At 43.2% G+C, this 20,763-nt stretch carries 20 protein-coding genes and 1 tRNA gene; 18 read left to right on the top strand and 3 right to left on the bottom strand.

Going from position 1 to position 20,763, the window contains the following annotated elements; translation table 11 throughout:
* Positions 1–112 precede the first annotated feature (112 nt).
* From ACHUFQ_RS04305 to ACHUFQ_RS04295, 3 genes are all read left to right on the top strand, one after another.
* A tRNA-Asn gene (locus ACHUFQ_RS04305) sits at positions 113–189 on the top strand.
* Positions 190–675: 486 nt separating this feature from the next.
* On the top strand, positions 676–1,764 hold the full coding sequence (locus ACHUFQ_RS04300) for an energy transducer TonB (protein WP_394173319.1): 1,089 nt from the start codon (positions 676–678) through the stop codon (positions 1,762–1,764).
* Positions 1,765–1,836: 72 nt separating this feature from the next.
* A complete protein-coding gene (locus ACHUFQ_RS04295; protein ID WP_394173317.1) occupies positions 1,837–2,463 on the top strand; it encodes a LysE family translocator in 627 nt (208 codons plus the stop codon).
* A 3-nt stretch (positions 2,464–2,466) separates the two neighbouring features.
* Here the strand turns inward: ACHUFQ_RS04295 and ACHUFQ_RS04290 are convergent, their stop codons facing one another.
* Positions 2,467–2,910: a hypothetical protein gene (locus tag ACHUFQ_RS04290; RefSeq protein ID WP_394173315.1), complete on the bottom strand. Its 444-nt coding sequence runs from the start codon at positions 2,908–2,910 to the stop codon at positions 2,467–2,469.
* A gap of 291 nt (positions 2,911–3,201) precedes the next feature.
* On the opposite strand from ACHUFQ_RS04290, the gene ccoN reads away from it, so the two are divergent.
* The 14 genes from ccoN (at position 3,202) to ACHUFQ_RS04220 (ending at position 17,937) form a co-directional block, all read left to right on the top strand.
* Positions 3,202–4,629 carry a cytochrome-c oxidase, cbb3-type subunit I gene (ccoN, locus tag ACHUFQ_RS04285; RefSeq protein ID WP_394173313.1) on the top strand — a complete coding sequence of 476 codons (1,428 nt, stop codon included), beginning with the start codon at positions 3,202–3,204 and terminating at the stop codon, positions 4,627–4,629.
* Between the two features lie 11 nt (positions 4,630–4,640).
* Complete coding sequence (gene ccoO, locus ACHUFQ_RS04280; RefSeq protein WP_394173311.1) at positions 4,641–5,309, top strand: cytochrome-c oxidase, cbb3-type subunit II; 669 nt, start codon at positions 4,641–4,643, stop codon at positions 5,307–5,309.
* A gap of 2 nt (positions 5,310–5,311) precedes the next feature.
* Entirely contained in the window at positions 5,312–5,491 is a 180-nt protein-coding gene (locus ACHUFQ_RS04275) for a cbb3-type cytochrome oxidase subunit 3 (protein WP_394173309.1), read from the top strand.
* Complete coding sequence (ccoP, locus tag ACHUFQ_RS04270) at positions 5,484–6,467, top strand: cytochrome-c oxidase, cbb3-type subunit III (protein WP_394173307.1); 984 nt, start codon at positions 5,484–5,486, stop codon at positions 6,465–6,467. Before ACHUFQ_RS04275 ends, ccoP begins: the two co-directional genes overlap by 8 nt.
* A 225-nt stretch (positions 6,468–6,692) precedes the next feature.
* Positions 6,693–7,175, top strand: a complete 483-nt coding sequence (locus tag ACHUFQ_RS04265; RefSeq protein WP_394173305.1) for a FixH family protein — start codon at positions 6,693–6,695, stop codon at positions 7,173–7,175.
* Positions 7,175–9,598: a heavy metal translocating P-type ATPase gene (locus ACHUFQ_RS04260; RefSeq protein WP_394173303.1), complete on the top strand. Its 2,424-nt coding sequence runs from the start codon at positions 7,175–7,177 to the stop codon at positions 9,596–9,598. Before ACHUFQ_RS04265 ends, ACHUFQ_RS04260 begins: the two co-directional genes overlap by 1 nt.
* Positions 9,595–9,831: a cbb3-type cytochrome oxidase assembly protein CcoS gene (gene ccoS, locus ACHUFQ_RS04255; protein ID WP_394173301.1), complete on the top strand. Its 237-nt coding sequence runs from the start codon at positions 9,595–9,597 to the stop codon at positions 9,829–9,831. The genes ACHUFQ_RS04260 and ccoS overlap by 4 nt, the downstream gene beginning before the upstream one ends.
* A 13-nt stretch (positions 9,832–9,844) precedes the next feature.
* Complete coding sequence (locus ACHUFQ_RS04250; protein WP_394173299.1) at positions 9,845–10,519, top strand: sulfite exporter TauE/SafE family protein; 675 nt, start codon at positions 9,845–9,847, stop codon at positions 10,517–10,519.
* A 41-nt stretch (positions 10,520–10,560) separates the two neighbouring features.
* Entirely contained in the window at positions 10,561–11,262 is a 702-nt protein-coding gene (gene fnr, locus ACHUFQ_RS04245; RefSeq protein ID WP_394173297.1) for a fumarate/nitrate reduction transcriptional regulator Fnr, read from the top strand.
* 140 nt (positions 11,263–11,402) lie between these two features.
* Positions 11,403–12,326, top strand: coding sequence for a universal stress protein UspE (gene uspE / locus ACHUFQ_RS04240; protein ID WP_394173295.1), 924 nt, complete (start codon positions 11,403–11,405; stop codon positions 12,324–12,326).
* 74 nt (positions 12,327–12,400) lie between these two features.
* The gene (gene ttcA, locus ACHUFQ_RS04235; protein WP_394173293.1) at positions 12,401–13,318 is read left to right on the top strand and encodes a tRNA 2-thiocytidine(32) synthetase TtcA; all 918 of its coding nucleotides are present in this window, start codon (positions 12,401–12,403) and stop codon (positions 13,316–13,318) included.
* A gap of 97 nt (positions 13,319–13,415) precedes the next feature.
* Positions 13,416–14,705: an NCS2 family permease gene (locus ACHUFQ_RS04230; protein ID WP_394173291.1), complete on the top strand. Its 1,290-nt coding sequence runs from the start codon at positions 13,416–13,418 to the stop codon at positions 14,703–14,705.
* Between the two features lie 102 nt (positions 14,706–14,807).
* On the top strand, positions 14,808–15,581 hold the full coding sequence (locus ACHUFQ_RS04225) for an outer membrane protein OmpK (RefSeq protein ID WP_394173289.1): 774 nt from the start codon (positions 14,808–14,810) through the stop codon (positions 15,579–15,581).
* A 196-nt stretch (positions 15,582–15,777) separates the two neighbouring features.
* On the top strand, positions 15,778–17,937 hold the full coding sequence (locus ACHUFQ_RS04220) for a S46 family peptidase (RefSeq protein ID WP_394173287.1): 2,160 nt from the start codon (positions 15,778–15,780) through the stop codon (positions 17,935–17,937).
* Positions 17,938–17,995: 58 nt separating this feature from the next.
* On the opposite strand, the gene ACHUFQ_RS04215 is transcribed toward ACHUFQ_RS04220, so the two are convergent.
* Entirely contained in the window at positions 17,996–18,724 is a 729-nt protein-coding gene (locus ACHUFQ_RS04215) for a glutathione S-transferase family protein (RefSeq protein WP_394173286.1), read from the bottom strand.
* A 494-nt stretch (positions 18,725–19,218) separates the two neighbouring features.
* Between ACHUFQ_RS04215 and ACHUFQ_RS04210 the strand changes: the two genes are divergently transcribed.
* Positions 19,219–19,818 (top strand): DVUA0089 family protein, encoded by a 600-nt coding sequence (locus ACHUFQ_RS04210; RefSeq protein WP_394173285.1) that lies wholly within the window; start codon positions 19,219–19,221, stop codon positions 19,816–19,818.
* A gap of 341 nt (positions 19,819–20,159) precedes the next feature.
* Here ACHUFQ_RS04210 and sigZ read toward each other — a convergent pair whose 3' ends face one another.
* Entirely contained in the window at positions 20,160–20,759 is a 600-nt protein-coding gene (sigZ, locus tag ACHUFQ_RS04205; protein WP_394173283.1) for an RNA polymerase sigma factor SigZ, read from the bottom strand.
* Positions 20,760–20,763: the final 4 nt, after the last annotated feature.

Here is a 20,763-nt window from a genome sequence, read left to right as displayed (position 1 = left end):
CTGTAGCTCAGTTGGTTAGAGCGGTGGACTGTTAATCCATGTGTCGTCTGTTCAAATCAGACCAGGGGAGCCACTTTCAATAGTAGCACCACTACTATGTACAATTTGTAATTCCCCTGTAGCTCAGTTGGTTAGAGCGGTGGACTGTTAATCCATGTGTCGTCTGTTCAAATCAGACCAGGGGAGCCACTTTAGAAAAGCCCGCTATATGCGGGCTTTTTGCTTTCCCGCTCTATTTATCCTCTACCCTATTGACTTTAACCAAACCTTACTGTAATAACAATCAACATGATGTTGTACGTGCTGTGGTTAGCGAATATGAGCTTTGACGTCATACTTATACAAAGTAAGGGTCACCATTCATTAGTTATACCAATCACATTAAATTATTTGCTCACTCAGTGAGAATTTAAAGGCTTTTAGACAAGGCTTTGATTGCAGAGAATGATCGTTCCATTGTCAAAATCAGTAACGTAGGATATACGCCTTTAATGCTCACCCGTAGGGAGTTTATCTTAAGGCCCATTTACGACCCTATATTTCAATAATATAGGTTGACTATATCAATGAAATCTATGTTGTAACTGAACCTCTGCCCTAACTCTGAGTTGTGCACAAACTTAATGTGATTGGTATTAACCCGCACAATTAAAAGAAAAATAAGAAAAAAAACACATGCAATTTATATTTAGAATTTGTCTGTTAAGCATGACATTGTTATCACCAATCGTCACAGCCGAACCCAAGCTGCCGGTCCCTGAAATAATCATTCCTAAATTAACTGAAAAAATTCAACATGAAACGGATTTAGTTCAGGATTTTCAACCAGCCATGGCTCATGTCAAAGTAGGCCCAATCTACCCTATTTACTATGCACGAAAACAAAGAGAAGGCTGGGTTGATCTGACTTTTTCTGTCGAAAAAGACGGTACAATCAGTAATGTGCTGGTTACCAATGATAGCGGGGGTGCACAGTTTGTTACAGAGGCTATTAAAGCGATCAATCGCTGGAAATACAAACCCGCATTAGAATTTAAGCAACCTGTGCGGTCCAACATCCACAACCAGCGTTTAACCTTTAAGTTCGATCGCGATAAAAAAATCAGGAAAAAAGTATACGAATTTTATATGCAAGGGTTAGCGTTCATCGCGAGTCATGACCGTGAAGGTATGGATGATATATACGAACAGCTTAACGACTTGAATTTTCGTATGTACGGTGAAAAGGACTTTGCTGATGTTTACACCCTAAATTATGCATCTCATATCGATAATCCCGAGCTTTACCGGTCTACCTTAAAAAACATTGACCTTGTGTCGATCCTTGATACTTTTCCTAATTTATGGGCTGATCTTGCTATGGAAAAAGTAACGTTGCTGGCTCAAGAACATAAGCTCGCAGAAGCACGGTCTTTGTTAAATCATATCGAGGCAACAAGTAGTCATTCCATTGAACAAACTCTCCTTTCCTCATCTAAGGAACAATTAGATCAACATATAAAATCGGAGATTGATTTAGTCATTGCTGCAAAGACCAATAAACTGGGTATCTGGCAACATCACCTTGCCAGAAACCATTTTGCGATAACTCACCTTGAAGGCGAATTGAAAAGTCTCGATATTCGCTGCGACAACACTCGACGCCTGATTAACATTGGTGAAAATAGTGAATGGAAAATCCCGGAACAATGGAGGAACTGTGTTCTGTATTTCCAATCTGAAAAGCCCGCACAGTTTACTTTAGTGGAATTTACCAACAGTTAATGTTTTTAACACTATAACTAGTGGCGCTATTTCATTACAATAGCGCCACAAAAAACGTACAAGTCACACTTAATGGACGCTTCCCTACTTTTTCTTTTTATCCCTACTTTTTTTCTGGTTAGCATTACGCCAGGTATGTGTATGACCTTGGCATTAACGCTTGGAATGAGCGTAGGCGTGCGCCGTACCCTGTATATGATGCTGGGTGAATTACTGGGTGTGGCAATCGTTGCCATTGCTGCGGTTCTGGGGGTTGCGGCAATTATGTTGAAATTCCCGTTATTATTTACCGGATTGAAATTGATCGGCGGTGCCTATTTAACCTATATCGCGATACAAATGTGGCGTTCAAAAGGTAATATGGCGATTTCCCTGGATCTAGCCCGCAAGAATGACACGTCACGCTTCACTTTGTTTAGCCAGGGATTAATAACGGCGATTGCGAATCCGAAAGGCTGGGCATTTATGATTTCCCTGCTACCGCCATTTATCAGCCCAGATCAGTCATTTTATCTGCAACTGTTAACGTTAGTGGCAATCATCTTATGTTCAGAGTTTATTTGTATGATGATTTATGCAACCGGTGGCAAGACGCTAGGCATGTTACTCGCCAATGGGCGCAACGTAAAACGAGTAAACCGTATTTCAGCATTATTAATGTTTGCCGTCGCTATCTGGCTAGTATCGGATTTACTCTAACAATTACTGATAGCTGGCGAAATCAAAATGTAGCGTTCTAGGTTTATGATTAATCTCTGCATTTATTGTCATTCGCCACACCATTGTCGGCTCAGTACAGGCGCCAAGTAAGGCTTGTGAGGTAAAACGAGATTGATGATAATTGAAGAAAAGTGGGATCTTTCCCATGTACATATCACGGCCCTGTAAAAACGCACTTTTTATCTCGACGCTATGCTCATCATTGAAGTCTAAATAAAAATCGAATATTTCTTCGCTGGTAATGGTTTTGAGCGACGACGTTAATACCGCAACGCCCCAATCGTCACTATAACGGCATGGTTCTATTTGAAAATCACATAAAGGCACGCCGCTTTGACGCAGATCAACCTTTTCTTGCTCGTTAAGGTTTATGGTAATCAGTATGGTGACAGTCGCGATAAAAATCACTGTGTAAAAAATGCGCATTTATTCACTTTATCTTCGCTATTAAGGGCGAATTATCCGACGTTTACATAGAAAAACCCAGTAAATTGATAAAAATATTGATCTAGGTCAGTTTTTTATAACTCAACTGGTGACATATTGGTGTGCAGGCATTATTATTCGCACCGAAAATTAGACTCTCTATGTATTGTTGTGGTTTTGAACTATAACTATAGAAGCAAATTTTTACCGATCGGTTTGACCCGATCCGAGCAATTTTGAAACGATAAATACTCACATCAACTTTATAATTATAAATGTGGAACCTTTAATATGAGTCAAAGCACTACGACAGAAATCGATTACAACTACAAAGTTGTACGTCAATTTACTGTAATGACTGTCATTTGGGGTATTGTTGGCACATTTGTCGGTGTGTTAATTGCAGCTCAGTTAATCTGGCCTGCCCTTAACTTCGATACACCTTGGCTTACATACTCTCGTCTCCGTCCTCTGCATACCAATGCGGTAATTTTTGCATTTGGGACCAGCGCTCTGTTTGCAACATCCTACTATGTCGTGCAGCGCACCTGTAAAACAACATTATTTGGTGGCGCACTTGTGCCATTTACGTTCTGGGGTTGGCAAGCCGTTATCGTGGCAGCCGCAATTACATTGCCGTTAGGCCTGACATCATCGAAAGAATATGCCGAGCTGGAATGGCCAATTGATATTCTTATCGCTGTGGTCTGGATATCCTATGCGATATGTTTCTTTGGTACCCTGATTAAGCGAAAAACCTCTCATATTTATGTAGCCAACTGGTTCTTTGGTGGATTCATTATTACGGTTGCGGTGTTGCACATAGGTAACTCTATGGCTGTGCCACTGACTTTAACCAAATCTTATTCGATTTATCCTGGCGCCATTGATGCGATGATGCAGTGGTGGTATGGCCATAATGCCGTAGGATTCCTGTTAACTGCCGGTTTCCTGGGTATGATGTACTACTTCGTACCGAAGCAGGCTGAACGTCCAGTTTATTCTTATCGTTTATCTATCGTGCACTTCTGGGCGCTGGTTTCTCTTTATATTTGGGCTGGCCCGCATCACTTACATTACACCGCACTTCCTGACTGGACTCAGTCAGTAGGTATGGTTATGTCGATTGTCCTATTCCTGCCATCCTGGGGTGGTATGATCAACGGTATCATGACGCTTTCAGGTGCCTGGGACAAACTACGTTCTGATCCTATTTTACGATTCCTGATTGTATCTCTGTCGTTCTACGGCATGTCGACCTTTGAAGGTCCAATGATGGCGATTAAGTCAGTAAATGCCCTGTCGCATTATACAGACTGGACAGTCGGCCATGTACACTCTGGTGCGCTTGGTTGGGTAGCAATGATCTCTATCGGTTCTATGTATTATCTGATCCCATCGGTATTCAACAAACCTAAAATGTATTCCATTAAGTTAATCAACGTACACTTCTGGTTGCATACTACAGGTATTGTTTTATATATCGTTGCAATGTGGATTTCCGGCGTAATGCAAGGTTTGATGTGGCGTGCGATTAATACCGACGGTACATTGACTTATAGCTTTGTTGAAAGCTTACAAGCGTCTTACCCATTCTACACTATGCGTTTTATTGGTGGTTGTTTCGTCGTTGCAGGTTTCATCCTGATGGCATACAACATGTTCAAAACCATTGGAGCAAAAGAAGAAAATGCGCCACGTGAAGCGGTTACGGCGTAAGGACGAAAACAATGAATAGACATGAAAAAGTAGAACAACACGTCGGTTGGTTTTTTATTGTAACCATTATGGCTATCAGTATTGGTGGTCTGGTTGAAATTACCCCGTTGTTTTTCCAAAAAGAAACGACGCAACCTGTTGACAGCTTGCGTCCGTATACAGCATTGGAAATGGAAGGTCGTGATATCTATATTCGTGAAGGCTGTAACAACTGTCACTCACAAATGATCCGCCCTCTTCGTGCTGAAACCGAACGTTATGGCCATTATAGTGTGGCCGGTGAGTCGGTTTGGGAACATCCATTTTTATGGGGTTCAAAGCGTACCGGTCCAGATTTGGCCCGTGTGGGCAATCGTTACTCCGATGATTGGCATTATGCGCACTTAATGGATCCGCGTTCCGTGGTTCCTGAGTCGAATATGCCTGCGTATAAATGGCTGGCAGAAACTCCGATCTCCAATAAGCTTTCTGCTCGGAAGATGGAGCTGTTTAATGCGTTAACAAAAAATCGTAGTCACAAAGATGAAGACGGAAATCCAATTCCTCTTTATTCTGACGAAGATATCGCCAATGCTGGTGCAGAGTTTGCTACCACTAAAAGCATTACTGGTAAGGATGGTCTGACGGAAATGGACGCCCTTATCGCTTATTTACAATCACTAGGTCACGCGTTGAAGTAATTATGGATTATGGCACTTTAAGAGGCATATTTACGGTTATTATATTCGTACTATTTATCATCATAGTAGTATGGGCATATAGCAAAAAACGTAAAACTTCATTTGATGAAGCTGCCAATTCGATTTTCGACGAAGACGACAACGTGAATAAAGAAAAACAGGAGACTAATAAGAATGTCTAGCTTCTGGAGTATATGGATCACAGTTCTTACCCTGGGCACGTTAATCGGTTGCTTTATTCTGCTGCGATGGACGTTAACCAATTTCACTGGCGTGGAAGAAGGCGAATCCATGGGCCATGAATTTGATGGCATCGAGGAATTAAATAACCCACTTCCTAAATGGTGGAGTACTTTCTTCCTGGTAACCATTATTTGGGGCTTTATTTATCTGGCGCTATATCCAGGCCTTGGTAACTTTAAAGGTTTGTTTGGTTGGAAAAGTTCTAACCAGGGAATCACCAGCCTTGCCGATTCGAAGGCGCAAATTGAGGCTGCAAAAGAAGCCGGTTTACTGGTTCAATATGACCGTGAAGTGGATTCTGCGCAAGAACGTTTCGGTCCAATTTTTGAAGGTCTTGCCAAGCAAGACTACAGCGAATTGGTGAAAAACGAAGAAGCGCTGCGTATTGGTCAGCGTCTATTCCTGCAAAACTGTGCTCAGTGTCACGGTTCTGACGGTAAAGGTACCACGGGCTTCCCTGACCTTACAGACGGTGATTGGTTATACGGTGGCTCTCCTGAAGCCATTGAAGAAACCTTACTGCACGGCCGTAAAGCACAAGGTATGATCGCCTGGAAAACCATGTTAGGTGGTGAACAAGGCGTTAAAGAAGTTGCAGCTTATGTGCGTGGATTAAGTGGTTTAGACGTTGATTCTCAATTAGCCGATGCTGGTAAAGAGAAATTTGCCATGTGTGCCGCCTGTCACGGTGAAAACGGTGAAGGTAGCCACGAAATGGGCTTAGCCCTTGGTGCGCCACGTTTGAATGATGATATCTGGTTATACGGCGGTTCTCCTCGCGCAGTAGAAGCGTCTATTCGTGATGGTCGTGCCGGTGTCATGCCTGCCTGGAAAGACTTCCTTGGTGAAGACAAAATCCGAGTGGTCAGTGCCTACGTTTACAGTTTGTCCGCTGACAATTCCGACAGCGAATAATCTCAATCTCAATAAACCCTGTACAATCTAATTGTGCAGGGTTTATTTTTGTCCGGTACAAAGATAAATCCAGAAATACCTAGTTCAATACAGGTTAAATCAGATTAAGTTTTCCAAAATAACCAACAAGAATGCTTAACCTTATTTAACTTGATACCGAAAAAGCGTTAAAATTAGCGCGTTCAAACAATCGCTGAGCTTTTTCTCACAATAATAGGTTTATTTATGACAACCCGCTGGTACAAAGAGCCCTGGGCTTATTTCGTTTTCTTCTTACCTTTAAGTGCGGTGATCGCCGGAACCACGACGTTCATCATCGCCAATACAAATGCTGATACTGTCGTCGTTGACGATTATTATAAAAAAGGCAAAAGCATTAACCTGGAAATATCAAAAATCAAAGAAGCTCAAAAACTCGGGGTTTCCTTCGATATGATGGTGTCCAGGCAAGAAATCATTTTAAAACCAACCGGAATTGAGAAGAGTTTCCCTGTGCTGAACGTTAGCTTTTATCATTCGACGTTGGCGGACCGAGACTTTTCATTGAAACTAACGGCAGATGGCAATGGCTGGTATCGTCAGACCTTTGAAAACAACATTGAAGGAAAGTGGCGCATTCAGGTATTGCCATTTGACCAGCGCTGGAAAGTACAAACCACGGTTGCCCTACCCCAATCAGACTTCAGGCCATTTGATATTCAATATTAATGATGAACATGGATTGTTACCACTGCGGTGAAATCGTTCCAGCAGGTCTGGAGTTAACCGTTAATATTTTTGGCAATGACGAGCCAATGTGCTGCATTGGTTGTCAGGCAGTCGCCGAAGCGATTGTTGACAACAACCTCGACGATTACTATCGTTTCCGTACTGAAAAAGGAAATAAGGTAAACGCTGATATTCCTGAACAATTACAGGTTAATCAATTTGTTGATGATCAGGACTTACAGACAGAATTTACTTTTGAAGCCGATGGTCATCAGGAAACCATTCTTTCTATTGAAGGCATGAGTTGCGCGGCTTGTGCCTGGCTGATAGAGAAACAACTGACGCCGCAAACCGGCATTGTCAAAGCCCAGGTTAATGCAACCACTCAACGGGCTACCGTTACCTGGAATAAAGACCAAGTAAAGCTAAGCGAAATCATTTCAGCAATCGCCCGTATTGGTTATTCGGCCCTGCCATTTAAAGCCAACACCACGGAAATTAAAAATAACCAGCAAAGTAAAGCCTTTATACGTCGACTTGGGGTCAGCGGCATACTAACCATGCAAGTTATGATGATTGCCTTCGGGTTGTATTTTGGTGCGTTTAGCGATTTGAGTGAACATAATTTAATGTATTTACGCTCAACCAGTCTGATCCTCACCCTTCCGATTGTGACTTACGGTGCCTTTCCGTTTTATCTGGGTGCCATTAATGCGGTCAAAGGTCGGCGCTTAACTATGGATGTGCCGGTTGCGATAGCCATTAGCCTTGCGTTTATGGCCAGTTGCAGGGCAACTTTCTACCAACAGGGTGAAGTGTACTTTGAATCCGTCGCCATGTTTACGTTCCTGTTGCTGATAGGCAAATTTATGGAATTCAGAGCTCGGGCCCGGGCCGCAGAAGTCTCTGCCAATTTATTAAAATTGATGCCCTTATCGGCTACCTTACTCGAAGGTGACAGTGAATCGATTGTGAGCGCTAAGCATCTGAAAATTGGTGATATATGTTTGGTTAAACCTGGTGAAACCATCCCCGGAGATGGCGTTATTGTTCATGGCAGCACCAGCATTAATGAAGCCATGCTAACGGGCGAATCGGCTCCGGTACGCAAACAAGTGGGCGATCAGGTGTTTGCAGGAACCGTAAATACCGATGGTAGTTTAAAAATTAACATTAACGCCACCAACGCCGACAATTTTTTAACCAACATTATTCGCATCAGTGAGAAAGCACAGAATCATAAGCCCGCCATCGCTAAACTTTCCGATAAGATTGCCCAGTATTTCGTTGCGCTCATTCTTATTACCGCGATCTTTACCTGGGTTTATTGGGCTCAGGAAGATGCCAGCTATGCTTTTTGGATCACCATTTCCGTATTGGTAGCGACCTGCCCTTGTGCATTATCACTGGCAACACCGACCGCATTGACCTGCGGCACCATTCGCCTGAATCGTCAGGGCATTATGATCAAAAGTGCACATGTTATTGAAACGATGAACCGGATTGATACTTACGCCTTTGATAAAACAGGAACTCTGACCCACGGCAAATTTTCACTCAATCATGTGAAAATACTGTCATCGACGTTTGATAAACAGCAGGTGCTTGCTTTAGCCAGTGCCTTGGAAGCCTATTCGCAGCATCCAATAGCGGAAGCATTTGCATCGTTCAGAAACCCTAATATCAAGGTCTCTGGTGTCCAGACTCATACAAGTTGTGGGGTTGAGGCTAAATTTGAGGGTAAGAGGGTCCTGATTGGTAAAGTCAGTTGGGTCTTGCAACACTTGGACTCAGAACAGGGTAAATCGGTAGATATGATATCCGAGCGAAGCAACTGTATTCTGGCACTGGATAACCAGATTATTGCCGAATTCTATCTTGAAGACGATATTCGTGACGATGCAGCATCGGTACTCTCTCAACTCGGGCAGTCGGCAGATACTCTGTTACTGAGTGGCGATAACAAAACTGGTGTTGAACGTTTTGCCCAACAAATGGCAAATAATGGTGGACACTTTAGCGCCGTAAAAAGCAACCTGACAGCGCCTGAAAAGCTAGAAACACTGACAGAGCTAACAAAACAGCAAAAAAACGTGGCCATGGTAGGTGACGGTGTCAATGATGCTCCGGTCTTTGCTGGTGCCCATGTCTCTGTCGCTATGGGTAGTGGTACCGAGATCGCCAAAACCGGTGCTGATGTGATATTGCTGGATAATCATCTATCCAGCTTGCTATCCTTAAAAGATACGTCCATACGTACGCAACGTATTATTAAACAAAACTTTATCTGGGCTATGGCATATAATGCGATTGTACTTCCGTTAGCGGTTTGTGGTTATATTACGCCATATTTTGCCGTGCTAGGAATGTCCGCCAGCTCCCTGATAGTGGTAACAAACTCTTTAAGGCTACTAAAAAAATGAGTGTCATTTACATTCTAATTCCAATCGCCATATTATTTACTGCTCTGGCTATCTATTTATTCTTCTGGGCGGTTAAATCTGAGCAGTTTGATGATTTAGAAAAACAAGGGATGAGTATTTTATTCGATGATGAATCGGTAAAAAACTCAAAACCGAAGCAAGAACAGGATCAAGAACAGAAAATCACCGATAATAAGCAGGCAAGTGAAAGCAAGCCATCAACGGGCAAATAGTCGGGGCCCTTAAATGGAAATGGATGTCATCTCTGCGTTTATCGTTGGTCTGGCGGGTGCGGGTCACTGCATAGCGATGTGTGGCGGCATTACTTCCATGCTCACCCGGTCAGTTACGTCGACAGGTTCAATAACTCCTCCAATTAGACTTATCGTCGCCTATAATATGGGCCGTTTAGGTTCCTATACCATTGCCGGGATCATTGCCGGTCTCACCGGCTCGCTGGCCGCGCAATCCATAGGCTTACCTATCGCACTGCTGCAGGTTATCGCCGCCATTTTCTTAATTTTACTGGGTCTGTATGTCGGTCAGTGGTTTTTTCTTTTGCATCGTGTTGAAGCATTAGGAAAACATATTTGGCAACGGATCCAGCCATTTTCCAAGCGATTTTTACCTGTCACTACCAGTTATCAGGCTCTGGGGCTTGGGGTCATCTGGGGTTGGTTACCCTGTGGTTTAGTCTATTCAACGTTAACCTGGAGCATGGCCAGCGGTAGCTGGTTAAAAGGAGGGTTAATCATGCTGGCATTTGGACTAGGGACATTGCCAGCGTTACTTACCTTAAGTGTTGGCTTTACCTGGATCACCGACACGCTTCGCCAAAACTGGTTGAAAAAAATCAGTGGTATGTTTTTGTTAATCTACGGCTTTTACTTATTGCATATTGCACTCAAAAATCTCTTTTAGTACTCTTGTCGTTAAAATTTAATAAATGCCTCACTGGATATATGTCTGTAACGAGAAACCTTTCATGTGCTAATTGCCGCATCAGCGAGCTTTGCTTACCGTTTAGCCTATCCAGCAGTGAGTTGAATTTACTGGATCAGATCATCAAGCGCAAAAAACCGATCCAAAAAAACCAAACCCTATTCAAAAGTAGTGATAACCTGCAAAGTCTATATGCGATTCGTTCCGGAACATTTAAATCCTACATAGAGACGGCCAGGGGCGAACATCAGATCACCGGATTTCATTTGCCTGGCGATGTGATAGGTTTTGATGCTCTGTCCGAAAAAATCCATCCTGGCACAACGCAGGCGCTGGAAACCGCCATGGTATGTGAGATCCCGTTCGATGTACTCGACCAGTTATCCAACCAAATCCCGCGATTAAAGATGCAAATCATGTCACTGATGAGCGCTGAACTTGGCGGAAACCAACTTCATTTATTAAGCATTAATCAGGAAAATGCGGAACAAAAGCTAGCCCGCTTTTTGATCAATTTTGGCGACCGACTGGCCGACAGAAATTTGTCTGCAAATGAATTCCAATTACCCATGACCCGAACTGATCTGGGAAATTATCTTGGATTGACCGTAGAAACCGTGTCTCGGTTATTGAGTCGGTTTCAACAAAACTCATGGATAACTCTGGATAAAAAATTCATCTCTATTAACGATCCCAAAGCCCTTTTACAACTTAGTGAATAAGCCTTTGCTACAAGGCTCTTTTTTATTTGTATCCAAGACAATATCCGATTAAGCTTAAAGTCAGTTAATCTGACACAATTATATTTGTATTGGTATAAGCTGTATTCACGTAATCACAATTGTTGACAAAGGGTGGAGCTATGGAAAGGTATCGAAATATTCTCGTGGTCGTTGATCCGGATAGCGATGAGCAAAAAGCCTTACAAAGGGCTTGTACCATTGCTAAGAAAACCGGCGATAAAATCACCGCGCTACTGGTAATTTTTGATTTTTCCTATGAGATGACAACCATGCTATCGGGCGATGAACGCGAAGCCATGCGCAAGTCTGTCGTTAAAGATAGGCAGGCTTGGCTTGATGAATTGGTTAAAGAATACGATCACCCAATGGAAACCAAAGCGGTCTGGCACAACCGTCCATTTGAAGTCATTATCGAAGAAGTGATCGAGCAAAATTTCGATGTTGTCGTAAAAAGCACCCACCAGCACCCTACTCTTCAGTCTGTCATTTTCACCCCGACAGACTGGCACCTGATCCGCAAATGCCCGGTACCACTGCTACTAGTGAAAGATCATGAATGGCCGGAAAATGGCCACATTCTTGCTGCCGTTAATGCCAGCAGCGAAGAAGAAAGTCACCGCGTATTGAATGATAAAATCACCGATGCTGCGCTGACCCTGAGCAAACTGATAAAAGCCGATGTCCATCTGGTTAATTCCTACCCGGGCACACCGGTAAATATTGCGATTGAGATCCCTGAGTTTGACGCGGGCGAATACAACAAAACCATGCGTGACCATCATAATAATATGATACAGGAGCATGCTGAAAAATATCAAATCCAACCGCAATATCTGCATGTCGAAGAAGGTCTGCCAGAGGATGTGATAGAGAAAGTTGCAAAAGATATTGATGCTGAGCTGGTGATCCTCGGTACGATTGGCCGGACCGGCCTGTCTGCTGTGTTTATCGGTAATACCGCCGAACACGTCATTGACCGATTAAACTGTGATTTACTGGCATTAAAGCCAGATGGATACGTATCGCCCATCGATAAATCATAACAAATCCTTTAAACGGTTTGCCCCGGGACTGAGCTTGGCTATAATACGCCCTTTTTTTAAGTTGGGTTGGTTACATGTCCGCACAAGTAGCATTTGAAAAGCAACAATTGAAGCAGCTAGAAAAGCGATTTCGCCACCATGTCGGAAAAGCGATCAGTGATTACAATATGATCGAAGATGGCGACAAAATTATGGTGTGCTTATCTGGCGGTGCTGACAGCTATACCTTGCTCGACATCCTGCTTAAATTAAAAGCATCAGCACCTATTCGGTTCGATATCGTGGCCGTAAATCTCGACCAGAAGCAACCTGGATTTCCTGAACATATTCTCCCGGATTATCTGCAGGATATTGGTGTCGATTACAAAATCGTTGAAGAAGACACCTATGCCATTGTCAAAGATAAAGTTCCTGAAGGGAAAACCACCTGTAGCCTTTGCTCTCGTTTGCGCCGCGCCATCTTATATAAGGCCGCAAAAAGTTTAGGGGCGACCAAAATCGCCTTGGGTCACCACCGCGACGATATGATAGAAACGTTATTGTTGAATATGTTTTTTAACGGCAAAACCAAAACCATGCCCGCAAAATTGGTCAGCGATAATGGAGAGCATGTGGTAATACGTCCTCTCGCTTACGTCAAAGAAAAAGACATTAAACAGTATGCTCAACTAAAACAATTCCCGATTATTCCCTGTAATTTGTGCGGTAGTCAGCCAAACCTGCAACGTCAAAACGTCAAGGCCATGTTACGTGACTGGGATGAGCGTTTTCCTGGTCGTGCCGAATCGATCTTTACCGCCATTCAAAATGTTGTGCCGTCTCATATGGCCGACCACCAGTTGTTTGACTTTAAAAACGTAGATCTGGATTCCGGTGTTATCAATGGTGGGGATTTAGCGTTCGACCCTCAACCGATAACGCAGCAACCTATAACTGAGGTTGCTCACACGGTTAACGATCAACATGCCATTAACATCATTGAAATAAAATAACGTTATTAGACGAATAATAACGTTATTTGCGTAAAAAGATGTAATTTAGCTACATCTTTCGGTAAAATGCCGCCAATTTTTTTGTAAGGACTAATCGATGTTTGAGAAACTCTTTAAGCTTTCACAGCACAACACCAATGTGAAGCAAGAAGTGATTGCCGGGTTCACGACTTTCCTGACCATGGCCTATATTATCTTCGTTAACCCGAGCATGCTGGCAATGACAGGCATGGATCAAGGCGCAGTATTTGTTGCGACGTGTCTTGCTGCCGCCATCGGCTGCCTGATTATGGGGCTGTACGCTAACTACCCTATCGCCTTAGCACCAGGCATGGGTTTAAACGCCTTCTTCACATTTACCGTAGTGATGGAATTAGGTTATAGCTGGAATGTTGCCTTAGGTGGTGTTTTTATTTCCGGTGTGATCTTCACCGCATTAAGTGCGTTTAAGGTACGTGAATGGATCATCAACTCTATTCCGCACGCATTACGATTTGGTATCGCTGCCGGTATTGGTCTGTTTCTGGCGTTAATTGCCCTTAAAAGCGCTGGTATTATTGTTGCCAGTGACGCTACTCTGGTTACGCTAGGCAGTGTTACGGATTTTGAACCATTAATGGCGATTTTAGGGTTGTTCCTGATCGTTGGCCTGATTTCATTAAACATTAATGGCGCCGTGATGATTTCTATCTTAGTCATTACTGTTCTTGGTCTGGTGTTCGGTTCAGTCGAATACGCGGGTATCGTGACTATGCCTCCATCGCTTGCGCCAACCTTTATGGAACTTGATGTCGCCGGTGCACTGGAAGTTGGTATGCTCAGTGTCATCTTTGCGTTTTTATTTGTTGATTTATTCGATACCTCTGGCACGTTAATCGCCGTTGCTCAACGTGGTAAATTGCTTGATAAGGATGGTAACCTTCCACGTCTTAAAAAAGCATTATTTGCCGATTCAGGCGCAACCATTGCCGGTTCTTTACTCGGTACATCAACCACCACCAGTTATGTTGAAAGTACTGCGGGTGTCAGTGCAGGTGGTCGCACCGGTCTTACCGCGGTTACCGTAGCGGTTTTGTTTTTACTTGCTCTGTTCTTTTCGCCTTTGGCGTCTATGGTTCCTGCCTACGCAACCGCTGGCCCGCTATTTTTCGTCGGCGTCTTAATGGTTGCAGGCCTGGTTAACGTGCAATGGGACGATTTAATGGACGCCGTACCGGTTACCGTGATCGTGGTTACCATGCCTTTAACCTTCTCCATTGCTGATGGTATTGCGTTTGGCTTTATCAGCTATGCCGCGGTACGGGTCTTTAGTGGTCGTTTTAGTGAAATCAGTCCTGCGGTTTGGTTTCTTTCAGCTCTGTTTATTGCGAAATTTGCTTTCGCTTAATCACATAAATCAAAAATAAATCACTATTGTGGCTTCGCTTATTGCTCAACACCATGCAGTAAACGAAGCCATGAAAATTTGTAGTATTTTGGGAATGCGCACATGTTAAATCTTAACAAACTCTTTGCTGGTCTTGTTGCCAGTGCTTCATTAATTGCCAGCTCGGCAAATGCAGAAATGTTTTGGAGTGACAACTCCATTTCTTATCTGATCAACCAAAACCAATATCAGGTTACTGAGAACGACGATGTTCATGTGGTAACTATTGAGCACGCATCAGGACACAACTGGGGTGACGTATTTTTCTTCGTTGACCGCCTTGATGCCAAAGCTGACGCGAACAACTTAGCAAGCAAAGAAACCTATTCTGAGCTATCCCCACGTTTTAGCTTAAGCTACCTAACTGGGTCCAAGCTTGAATATGGTTTCGTTAAAGATGTGTTCATCGCAACGACATGGGAACACTCGACGTTAGATGTATCAGGTATTGTCTCTCAAAGTTTCGATAACTACCTTGTCGGTGTTGGTGCGGATTTTGCCGTTCCAGGTTTTGCTTACTTTAATGCCAACGTTTATCAGGCGAATAACGAGTTAACCGAAAACGACCAGCAACTTACCGTTGTTTGGGGATACCCATTCACAGTTGGCTCAGCCGATTTCATGTTTGACGGATATATCGACTGGTCTTCAGCAGAAGCAGATCACGCTGCTGATTTCCACTTTAACCCACAACTTCGTATGGATGTTGGTAAATACTTCGGCGTACCTAAGAAATTTGAAGCGGGTATCGAATATTCTTACTGGCACAATAAATTCGGTATCCCAGGTATCGATAATGAATCTACCTTAAGCTGGATGGTAAAAGTTCACCTTTAACGTCAGGTTTAAATTTTATAAAAGCCAGCATTACGCTGGCTTTTTTTGTTTGTAAGAAATCCCGACTCTCATATCGTACATTTTATATGCAACGCAAACAGTTTGTTACAAATCTCCACCCGCAATAAATCTATGGCTAATGCCGCCCTATCGCATTTGTTGTAGCATTAGCGGGTTTCATTTTAAGGAAGTAACTATGAAAAAACTCTTAACCTCCTGTCTGGCCTTATTCAGCATTGCCAGCCAGGCTGATGAAGGAATGTGGCAACCTAATCAGCTACCTGAAATTAGCCAGCAGTTAAAACAGGCTGGTTTGAAATTAGATCCTAGTGACCTAACCAATCTTACCGGTTTTCCAATGGGTGCAATCGTCAGCCTTGGTGGTTGTACCGCATCTTTTGTTTCTGATAAAGGGCTTGTAGCAACAAACCACCACTGTATTTATGGTTCTATTCAGTACAACTCTACCGAAGAGAACAACCTGCTACGTGATGGGTTTTTAGCAAAGAGCTTTGATGAAGAGTTACAGGCAACACCCGGTAGCCGCATCTATGTGACCGAAGAAATTAATGAAGTAACCGAGCAGGTTAACGCGGGTTTGAATGCCGATATGGATGGCGCTGAGCGCTTTAGCGTTATTGACCAAAACCGCAAAGGGTTAGTCGCTGAATGTGAGGCTGATGACAAATATCGTTGTCGGGTGGTTAACTTCCACGGCGGTTTACAGTACTTCCTATTCAAACAACTGACCATACGCGATGTACGTCTTGTGCACGCGCCAGCGATGAGTGTGGGTAAATACGGCGGTGATATCGATAACTGGATGTGGCCACGTCATACTGGCGATTATGGTTTCTACCGCGCTTATGTTGGCAAAGATGGTCAACCGGCGGATTACCATGAAGATAATGTTCCTTATGAGCCAAAACATCATCTCAAAGTGAATAAAGCGTCAGTAGAAGACGGTGATTACATCATGGTTCTGGGTTACCCGGGCCGCACTAACCGTTATCGCGTTGCCAGCGAAGTGGAAAACCAGTTCACCTGGACTTACCCACACGCGAAAACGATGCGTGAAGCTATTATCGATTTAATCAAATCCAATTCTGAACCAGAAAGTGATGCCCGTATAAAGTATGAAAGCACACTGGCAAGCCTTGCCAACTATGCCAAAAACTATGGCAGTATGATCACCAGTTATCAAAAAGGCGATATGCTAGCCCGTAAGCAAAAACTGGAAGCGGATTTGGCCGACTGGATCAATGCAGATAGCAAGCGTAAAGCACAATACAGTGACGCCCTAACTGGTTTAAATAAACTCATTGCTCAAAGTCAGGAAAACCAGTCCCGTGACCTTATCTTAGGTTACATGCGTTATGGTGCCCTTTACAGCAGTGCAAACCGTCTGTACCGCTGGTCGATTGAGCAAGAGCTTGAGGATGCCGCACGCAAAAGTGGCTACCAGAATCGTGATAAAAACCGTTTTGTTCAAGGCATGAAAACCATCAACCGTCGTTATGATCAAGTGATTGATAAAGCGATCATGACCAAGCTGTTAAGCGATTATGCAAAACTTCCAGCAAACGAGCGTTTAGCGAGCCTGGATAAATTTTTCGGTATCGATAACGGTGCTGATGAAGCGAAAATCACTAAACAACTCGATACAATGTACGCGAAAAGTAAGCTTGCGGAACAAGAGCAGCGTCTTGCCTGGATGGAAAAATCTGCCGAAGATTTCGCTGACAGCAAAGACCCGTTCATTCAATTAGCCGTTGCTACCTTTGATGACCGCAAAGCATTAGAGCAAAGCGATGAAGCGTTAAGCGGTGCAATTCAGGCTTATCGTCCGAAGTTCATGGAAGCACTAATCGCCTATTACAAAGATAAGAACCTTCCGGTATATGCCGATGCGAACTCTACTTTGCGTATTACCTACGGCAATGTAAAAGGCTATTCACCTCAGGATGGTTTATGGGCAACACCGTTTACCCGCCTTGAAGGTATAGCGGCGAAAAACACTGGCGAAGTGCCTTTTAACGCTTCAGACAAACAGCTATCGTTAATCGCGAATAAAGAATACGGCGATTATGCTCGGCCTGAGCTAGGTTCTGTGCCAGTAAACTACCTAGGTACACTAGACATAACTGGTGGTAACTCAGGTTCACCAACGCTTAATGACAAAGCCGAATTCGTTGGTTTAGTATTTGATGGTGTCTACGAAAGCATTATTGGTGACTGGGATTATGACCCTTCATTAAACCGCTCTATCCATGTCGATGTGCGTTATATGCTTTGGGTAATGGAGCATATTGATGGTGCGACTAACCTGATTAATGAAATGGATATCGTTGAATAGTACTCGTTTGTAGATAAACACGAGTAACGATTGAACCTAGTGAAAGGCCAGTAGATAACTACTGGCCTTTCTTATAACAACAAGTATGACATGCGTTTTTCGTAATATCACAATCCTGCTCATTATGTTCACCGCGCATGACTTTGCCTAAATAGGTGCTTTGACCAAGATAGAAGTTCATAAATATCTGTTCGAAATCAGAACTGATTGTGCCATACAGCAAATCTAAACCAACAATCGCTTTTTGCCATTTTTGCACCTTCGCAAAGCCTTCAAGCATATCAATACCCGTAAGGCGACGAACAATATCCGCTCGGTGTAAAAGTGGTAACCAGGCCATATCAATGTTGCTTAACTGACTGCCTTTAAAATAGGGTCCTTGTGCTAACTGTTGTTCTGCTCGTGCAAAAGCTTTTTGCAGCTTTTCAAGACGTTCTGAAAATACCTTAGCATCCGGGCTGCGCATGGTTGAGCACTGGGTCAGATAATGTTTACTGCCCTGATAAACCCAGGCGCGATCCAATGCTTTTTGAGTGGCACTGACATTAGCTTCAATAGCTGGATAAGCATCATCTAGAAATTCAGCGATGGCATCAGATTCAAATAGTGCCGTCCCCTCTTCGGTGATCAACACAGGAACCTGACCTGTTGGCGAGATATCCAAAAACCATTGTGGTTTATCACTTAGTTGAATGTACACAAGCTCATAGGGAAGGTTTTTCGCCTCTAGCAATGCCGTTACCCGTTGCACGAACGGACATAATTTAAAACTTACGACTTTAATCATTTCTCTGTCTCCTAAGGATGTTAAATCCTTGCATGGGTGTCTTTAATCTATAAGACGACCGAGGTTGAAAAAAGACGAAAAAAGATAGCGGCGATTACATTTTTGAGAGAGGACGTTGTCGGATATGGCCAAGGATGGCCTGTATGCAGAAAATGCACTAATACATGCAAGTATGAGGTAGAGTAACGCACAAGTACATGGATGTATGCAGGTAGATTAACGCAGGAGCAGTTATCGAAGAGCAATTTTCGGTGGAAGAAACAGCAAAAGCTCTTGCGTCATGCCGTGATAATACACGGTATCTCCGATATGAGACGACTGTCTCTTATGTGTTAACAACTGGAGTTGAAACGCAGTTATGGTGACAGTGGTTCTTACAAGGCTGAATGTGGTGACTAAAAATTAATGCGTAAGAGATTGATAAATAGACCTTAATCCTTCATGGCAAGCCATTTGCTTAATGAGTGATGGTTTTAACCTGATTGGAGACACTTATGAAAAAACTTGTCACTTTGTTGTTCTGTCTGATGCTTTCAAGCGCTTCACAGGCGGCGTTGTTGACGATTAATGAATTATTTAAAACGAATAATGATGTAGCGGTTGTTCAGCTTGAACTATTAACGGATAGTCCGCTCATTATCTTTACCACCTCGTTCGATTATGGAGCCAATTTTGATCCCATTGTTGCATTCTATGATAATGAGGGCAATTTCATTGCCTACAATGATGATAATGAATATGTTGCGCCATATAATTTCCCTGAGGAGCAAACCTTTTGGGATTCCGGTTTGATACTTGATTTGCTGACGGGGACGTATTACATAACAGTCAGTGAATATCCAAACTTCCCAAACCGGAATAATCTGTTTGATGACCCGTACAATCAGCGTCGTGATATCATGCCGATCGACGATGGACCTCAATTAAGCTTACATGTCATCGGGAATATAGACGTTGATTCCGCGTTATGGGAGGTCTTTCGTGATGATACAGGCTTGTCAAGAAATTTACCGACTCCAGTGCCGGAGCCCTCCACTCAATTGCTCGCATTGTTGTTTGGATTGGGATTAATACGACTTAAGTGCCGGGTTTAAAGCAAGCAGTTCGCCTTGAATATCGCCAAGGCGAACTAACCTACTAATCAATTTTATCCATGTTAATTTCGGTCGTGTTGAAACCCGCTGTCCAGGGCAAGAATATGTCATCATCGGCTAATACCAAGTGTTTTTACATCCACAGCTTTTGAGGTGGTGTCAAATTGATAGGATGACAAAACTAGCGTTAGAATAGCCGTTACCTCGGGTACTTTTAAAGCCAGCGTGTAATTCCCTGTATGACTGTAGATCGCTGTTCGAAGACATTAACCTTTTCAATGAGTTAAGGTCAAATTTTAGCATCAAGAGCATTACGTAAAATCGTATTGCGTCAAAGATAATCAACAATGCTTATCACAACCTTTGGATTTTTCGTGCCATTCCATCATATTGCCCCGAGCATCTAACTCATACTGGCAACAACGGTTAAACAGGCCGCGGAGTAACTCACGACTTTTTTGGGTACGGGATTTTAAGGTGGAATAGGCAATGCCATGTTGCTCGGCATAATCTTTTTGACTTTGACCATGCAAATCGATGGCGGTGAGGATATCTTTCGACTCTTTCGGTAAAGCCTCAATAAAAGGCTCAAGGCAGTCTTCAAGGCCAGTTAACGGGCTTTCGAAATCCTCGGTATTAGCATTGCCGTGGGAATCTAGTACGTTGTCGTCGATACCTGAAGCAACTACCTTGTTCTCTCTGCCCTGATTACGGTAATAATCAATAATAGTGTGGTTAGCAATTTGAAACAGCCAGGGTTTAATTTTTGATATATCGTTAAGAGTGGATAGTTGCTGATAGCTTTTTAGCAAGATATCCTGGAGTAAATCGTCAACCTGATGAGGATCTGAAATTTTACGATGCAAAAACCTCTTTAATTGCTCGCTAAACTGTTTCCATATGGTGACGATATCGTCATGGAATTCTGTTTTGCCTGGCATTGAA

The sequence above is a fragment of the Thalassotalea litorea genome, assembly GCF_043642205.1.
Lineage (GTDB): Bacteria > Pseudomonadota > Gammaproteobacteria > Enterobacterales > Alteromonadaceae > Thalassotalea_A > Thalassotalea_A litorea.
Note: the sequence above shows the minus strand (reverse complement) of the source record. Positions and strands in the feature narration are given on the sequence as shown.

Bases quoted from the DNA above. Each gene is read 5' to 3' on its own strand.
- ACHUFQ_RS04300 (WP_394173319.1), top strand. From the start codon at position 676: ATGCAATTTATATTTAGAATTTGTCTGTTAAGCATGACATTGTTATCA.
- ACHUFQ_RS04295 (WP_394173317.1), top strand. From the start codon at position 1,837: ATGGACGCTTCCCTACTTTTTCTTTTTATCCCTACTTTTTTTCTGGTT.
- ACHUFQ_RS04290 (WP_394173315.1), bottom strand. From the start codon at position 2,910: ATGCGCATTTTTTACACAGTGATTTTTATCGCGACTGTCACCATACTG.
- ccoN (WP_394173313.1), top strand. From the start codon at position 3,202: ATGAGTCAAAGCACTACGACAGAAATCGATTACAACTACAAAGTTGTA.
- ccoO (WP_394173311.1), top strand. From the start codon at position 4,641: ATGAATAGACATGAAAAAGTAGAACAACACGTCGGTTGGTTTTTTATT.
- ACHUFQ_RS04275 (WP_394173309.1), top strand. From the start codon at position 5,312: ATGGATTATGGCACTTTAAGAGGCATATTTACGGTTATTATATTCGTA.
- ccoP (WP_394173307.1), top strand. From the start codon at position 5,484: ATGTCTAGCTTCTGGAGTATATGGATCACAGTTCTTACCCTGGGCACG.
- ACHUFQ_RS04265 (WP_394173305.1), top strand. From the start codon at position 6,693: ATGACAACCCGCTGGTACAAAGAGCCCTGGGCTTATTTCGTTTTCTTC.
- ACHUFQ_RS04260 (WP_394173303.1), top strand. From the start codon at position 7,175: ATGATGAACATGGATTGTTACCACTGCGGTGAAATCGTTCCAGCAGGT.
- ccoS (WP_394173301.1), top strand. From the start codon at position 9,595: ATGAGTGTCATTTACATTCTAATTCCAATCGCCATATTATTTACTGCT.
- ACHUFQ_RS04250 (WP_394173299.1), top strand. From the start codon at position 9,845: ATGGAAATGGATGTCATCTCTGCGTTTATCGTTGGTCTGGCGGGTGCG.
- fnr (WP_394173297.1), top strand. From the start codon at position 10,561: ATGTCTGTAACGAGAAACCTTTCATGTGCTAATTGCCGCATCAGCGAG.
- uspE (WP_394173295.1), top strand. From the start codon at position 11,403: ATGGAAAGGTATCGAAATATTCTCGTGGTCGTTGATCCGGATAGCGAT.
- ttcA (WP_394173293.1), top strand. From the start codon at position 12,401: ATGTCCGCACAAGTAGCATTTGAAAAGCAACAATTGAAGCAGCTAGAA.
- ACHUFQ_RS04230 (WP_394173291.1), top strand. From the start codon at position 13,416: ATGTTTGAGAAACTCTTTAAGCTTTCACAGCACAACACCAATGTGAAG.
- ACHUFQ_RS04225 (WP_394173289.1), top strand. From the start codon at position 14,808: ATGTTAAATCTTAACAAACTCTTTGCTGGTCTTGTTGCCAGTGCTTCA.
- ACHUFQ_RS04220 (WP_394173287.1), top strand. From the start codon at position 15,778: ATGAAAAAACTCTTAACCTCCTGTCTGGCCTTATTCAGCATTGCCAGC.
- ACHUFQ_RS04215 (WP_394173286.1), bottom strand. From the start codon at position 18,724: ATGATTAAAGTCGTAAGTTTTAAATTATGTCCGTTCGTGCAACGGGTA.
- ACHUFQ_RS04210 (WP_394173285.1), top strand. From the start codon at position 19,219: ATGAAAAAACTTGTCACTTTGTTGTTCTGTCTGATGCTTTCAAGCGCT.
- sigZ (WP_394173283.1), bottom strand. From the start codon at position 20,759: ATGCCAGGCAAAACAGAATTCCATGACGATATCGTCACCATATGGAAA.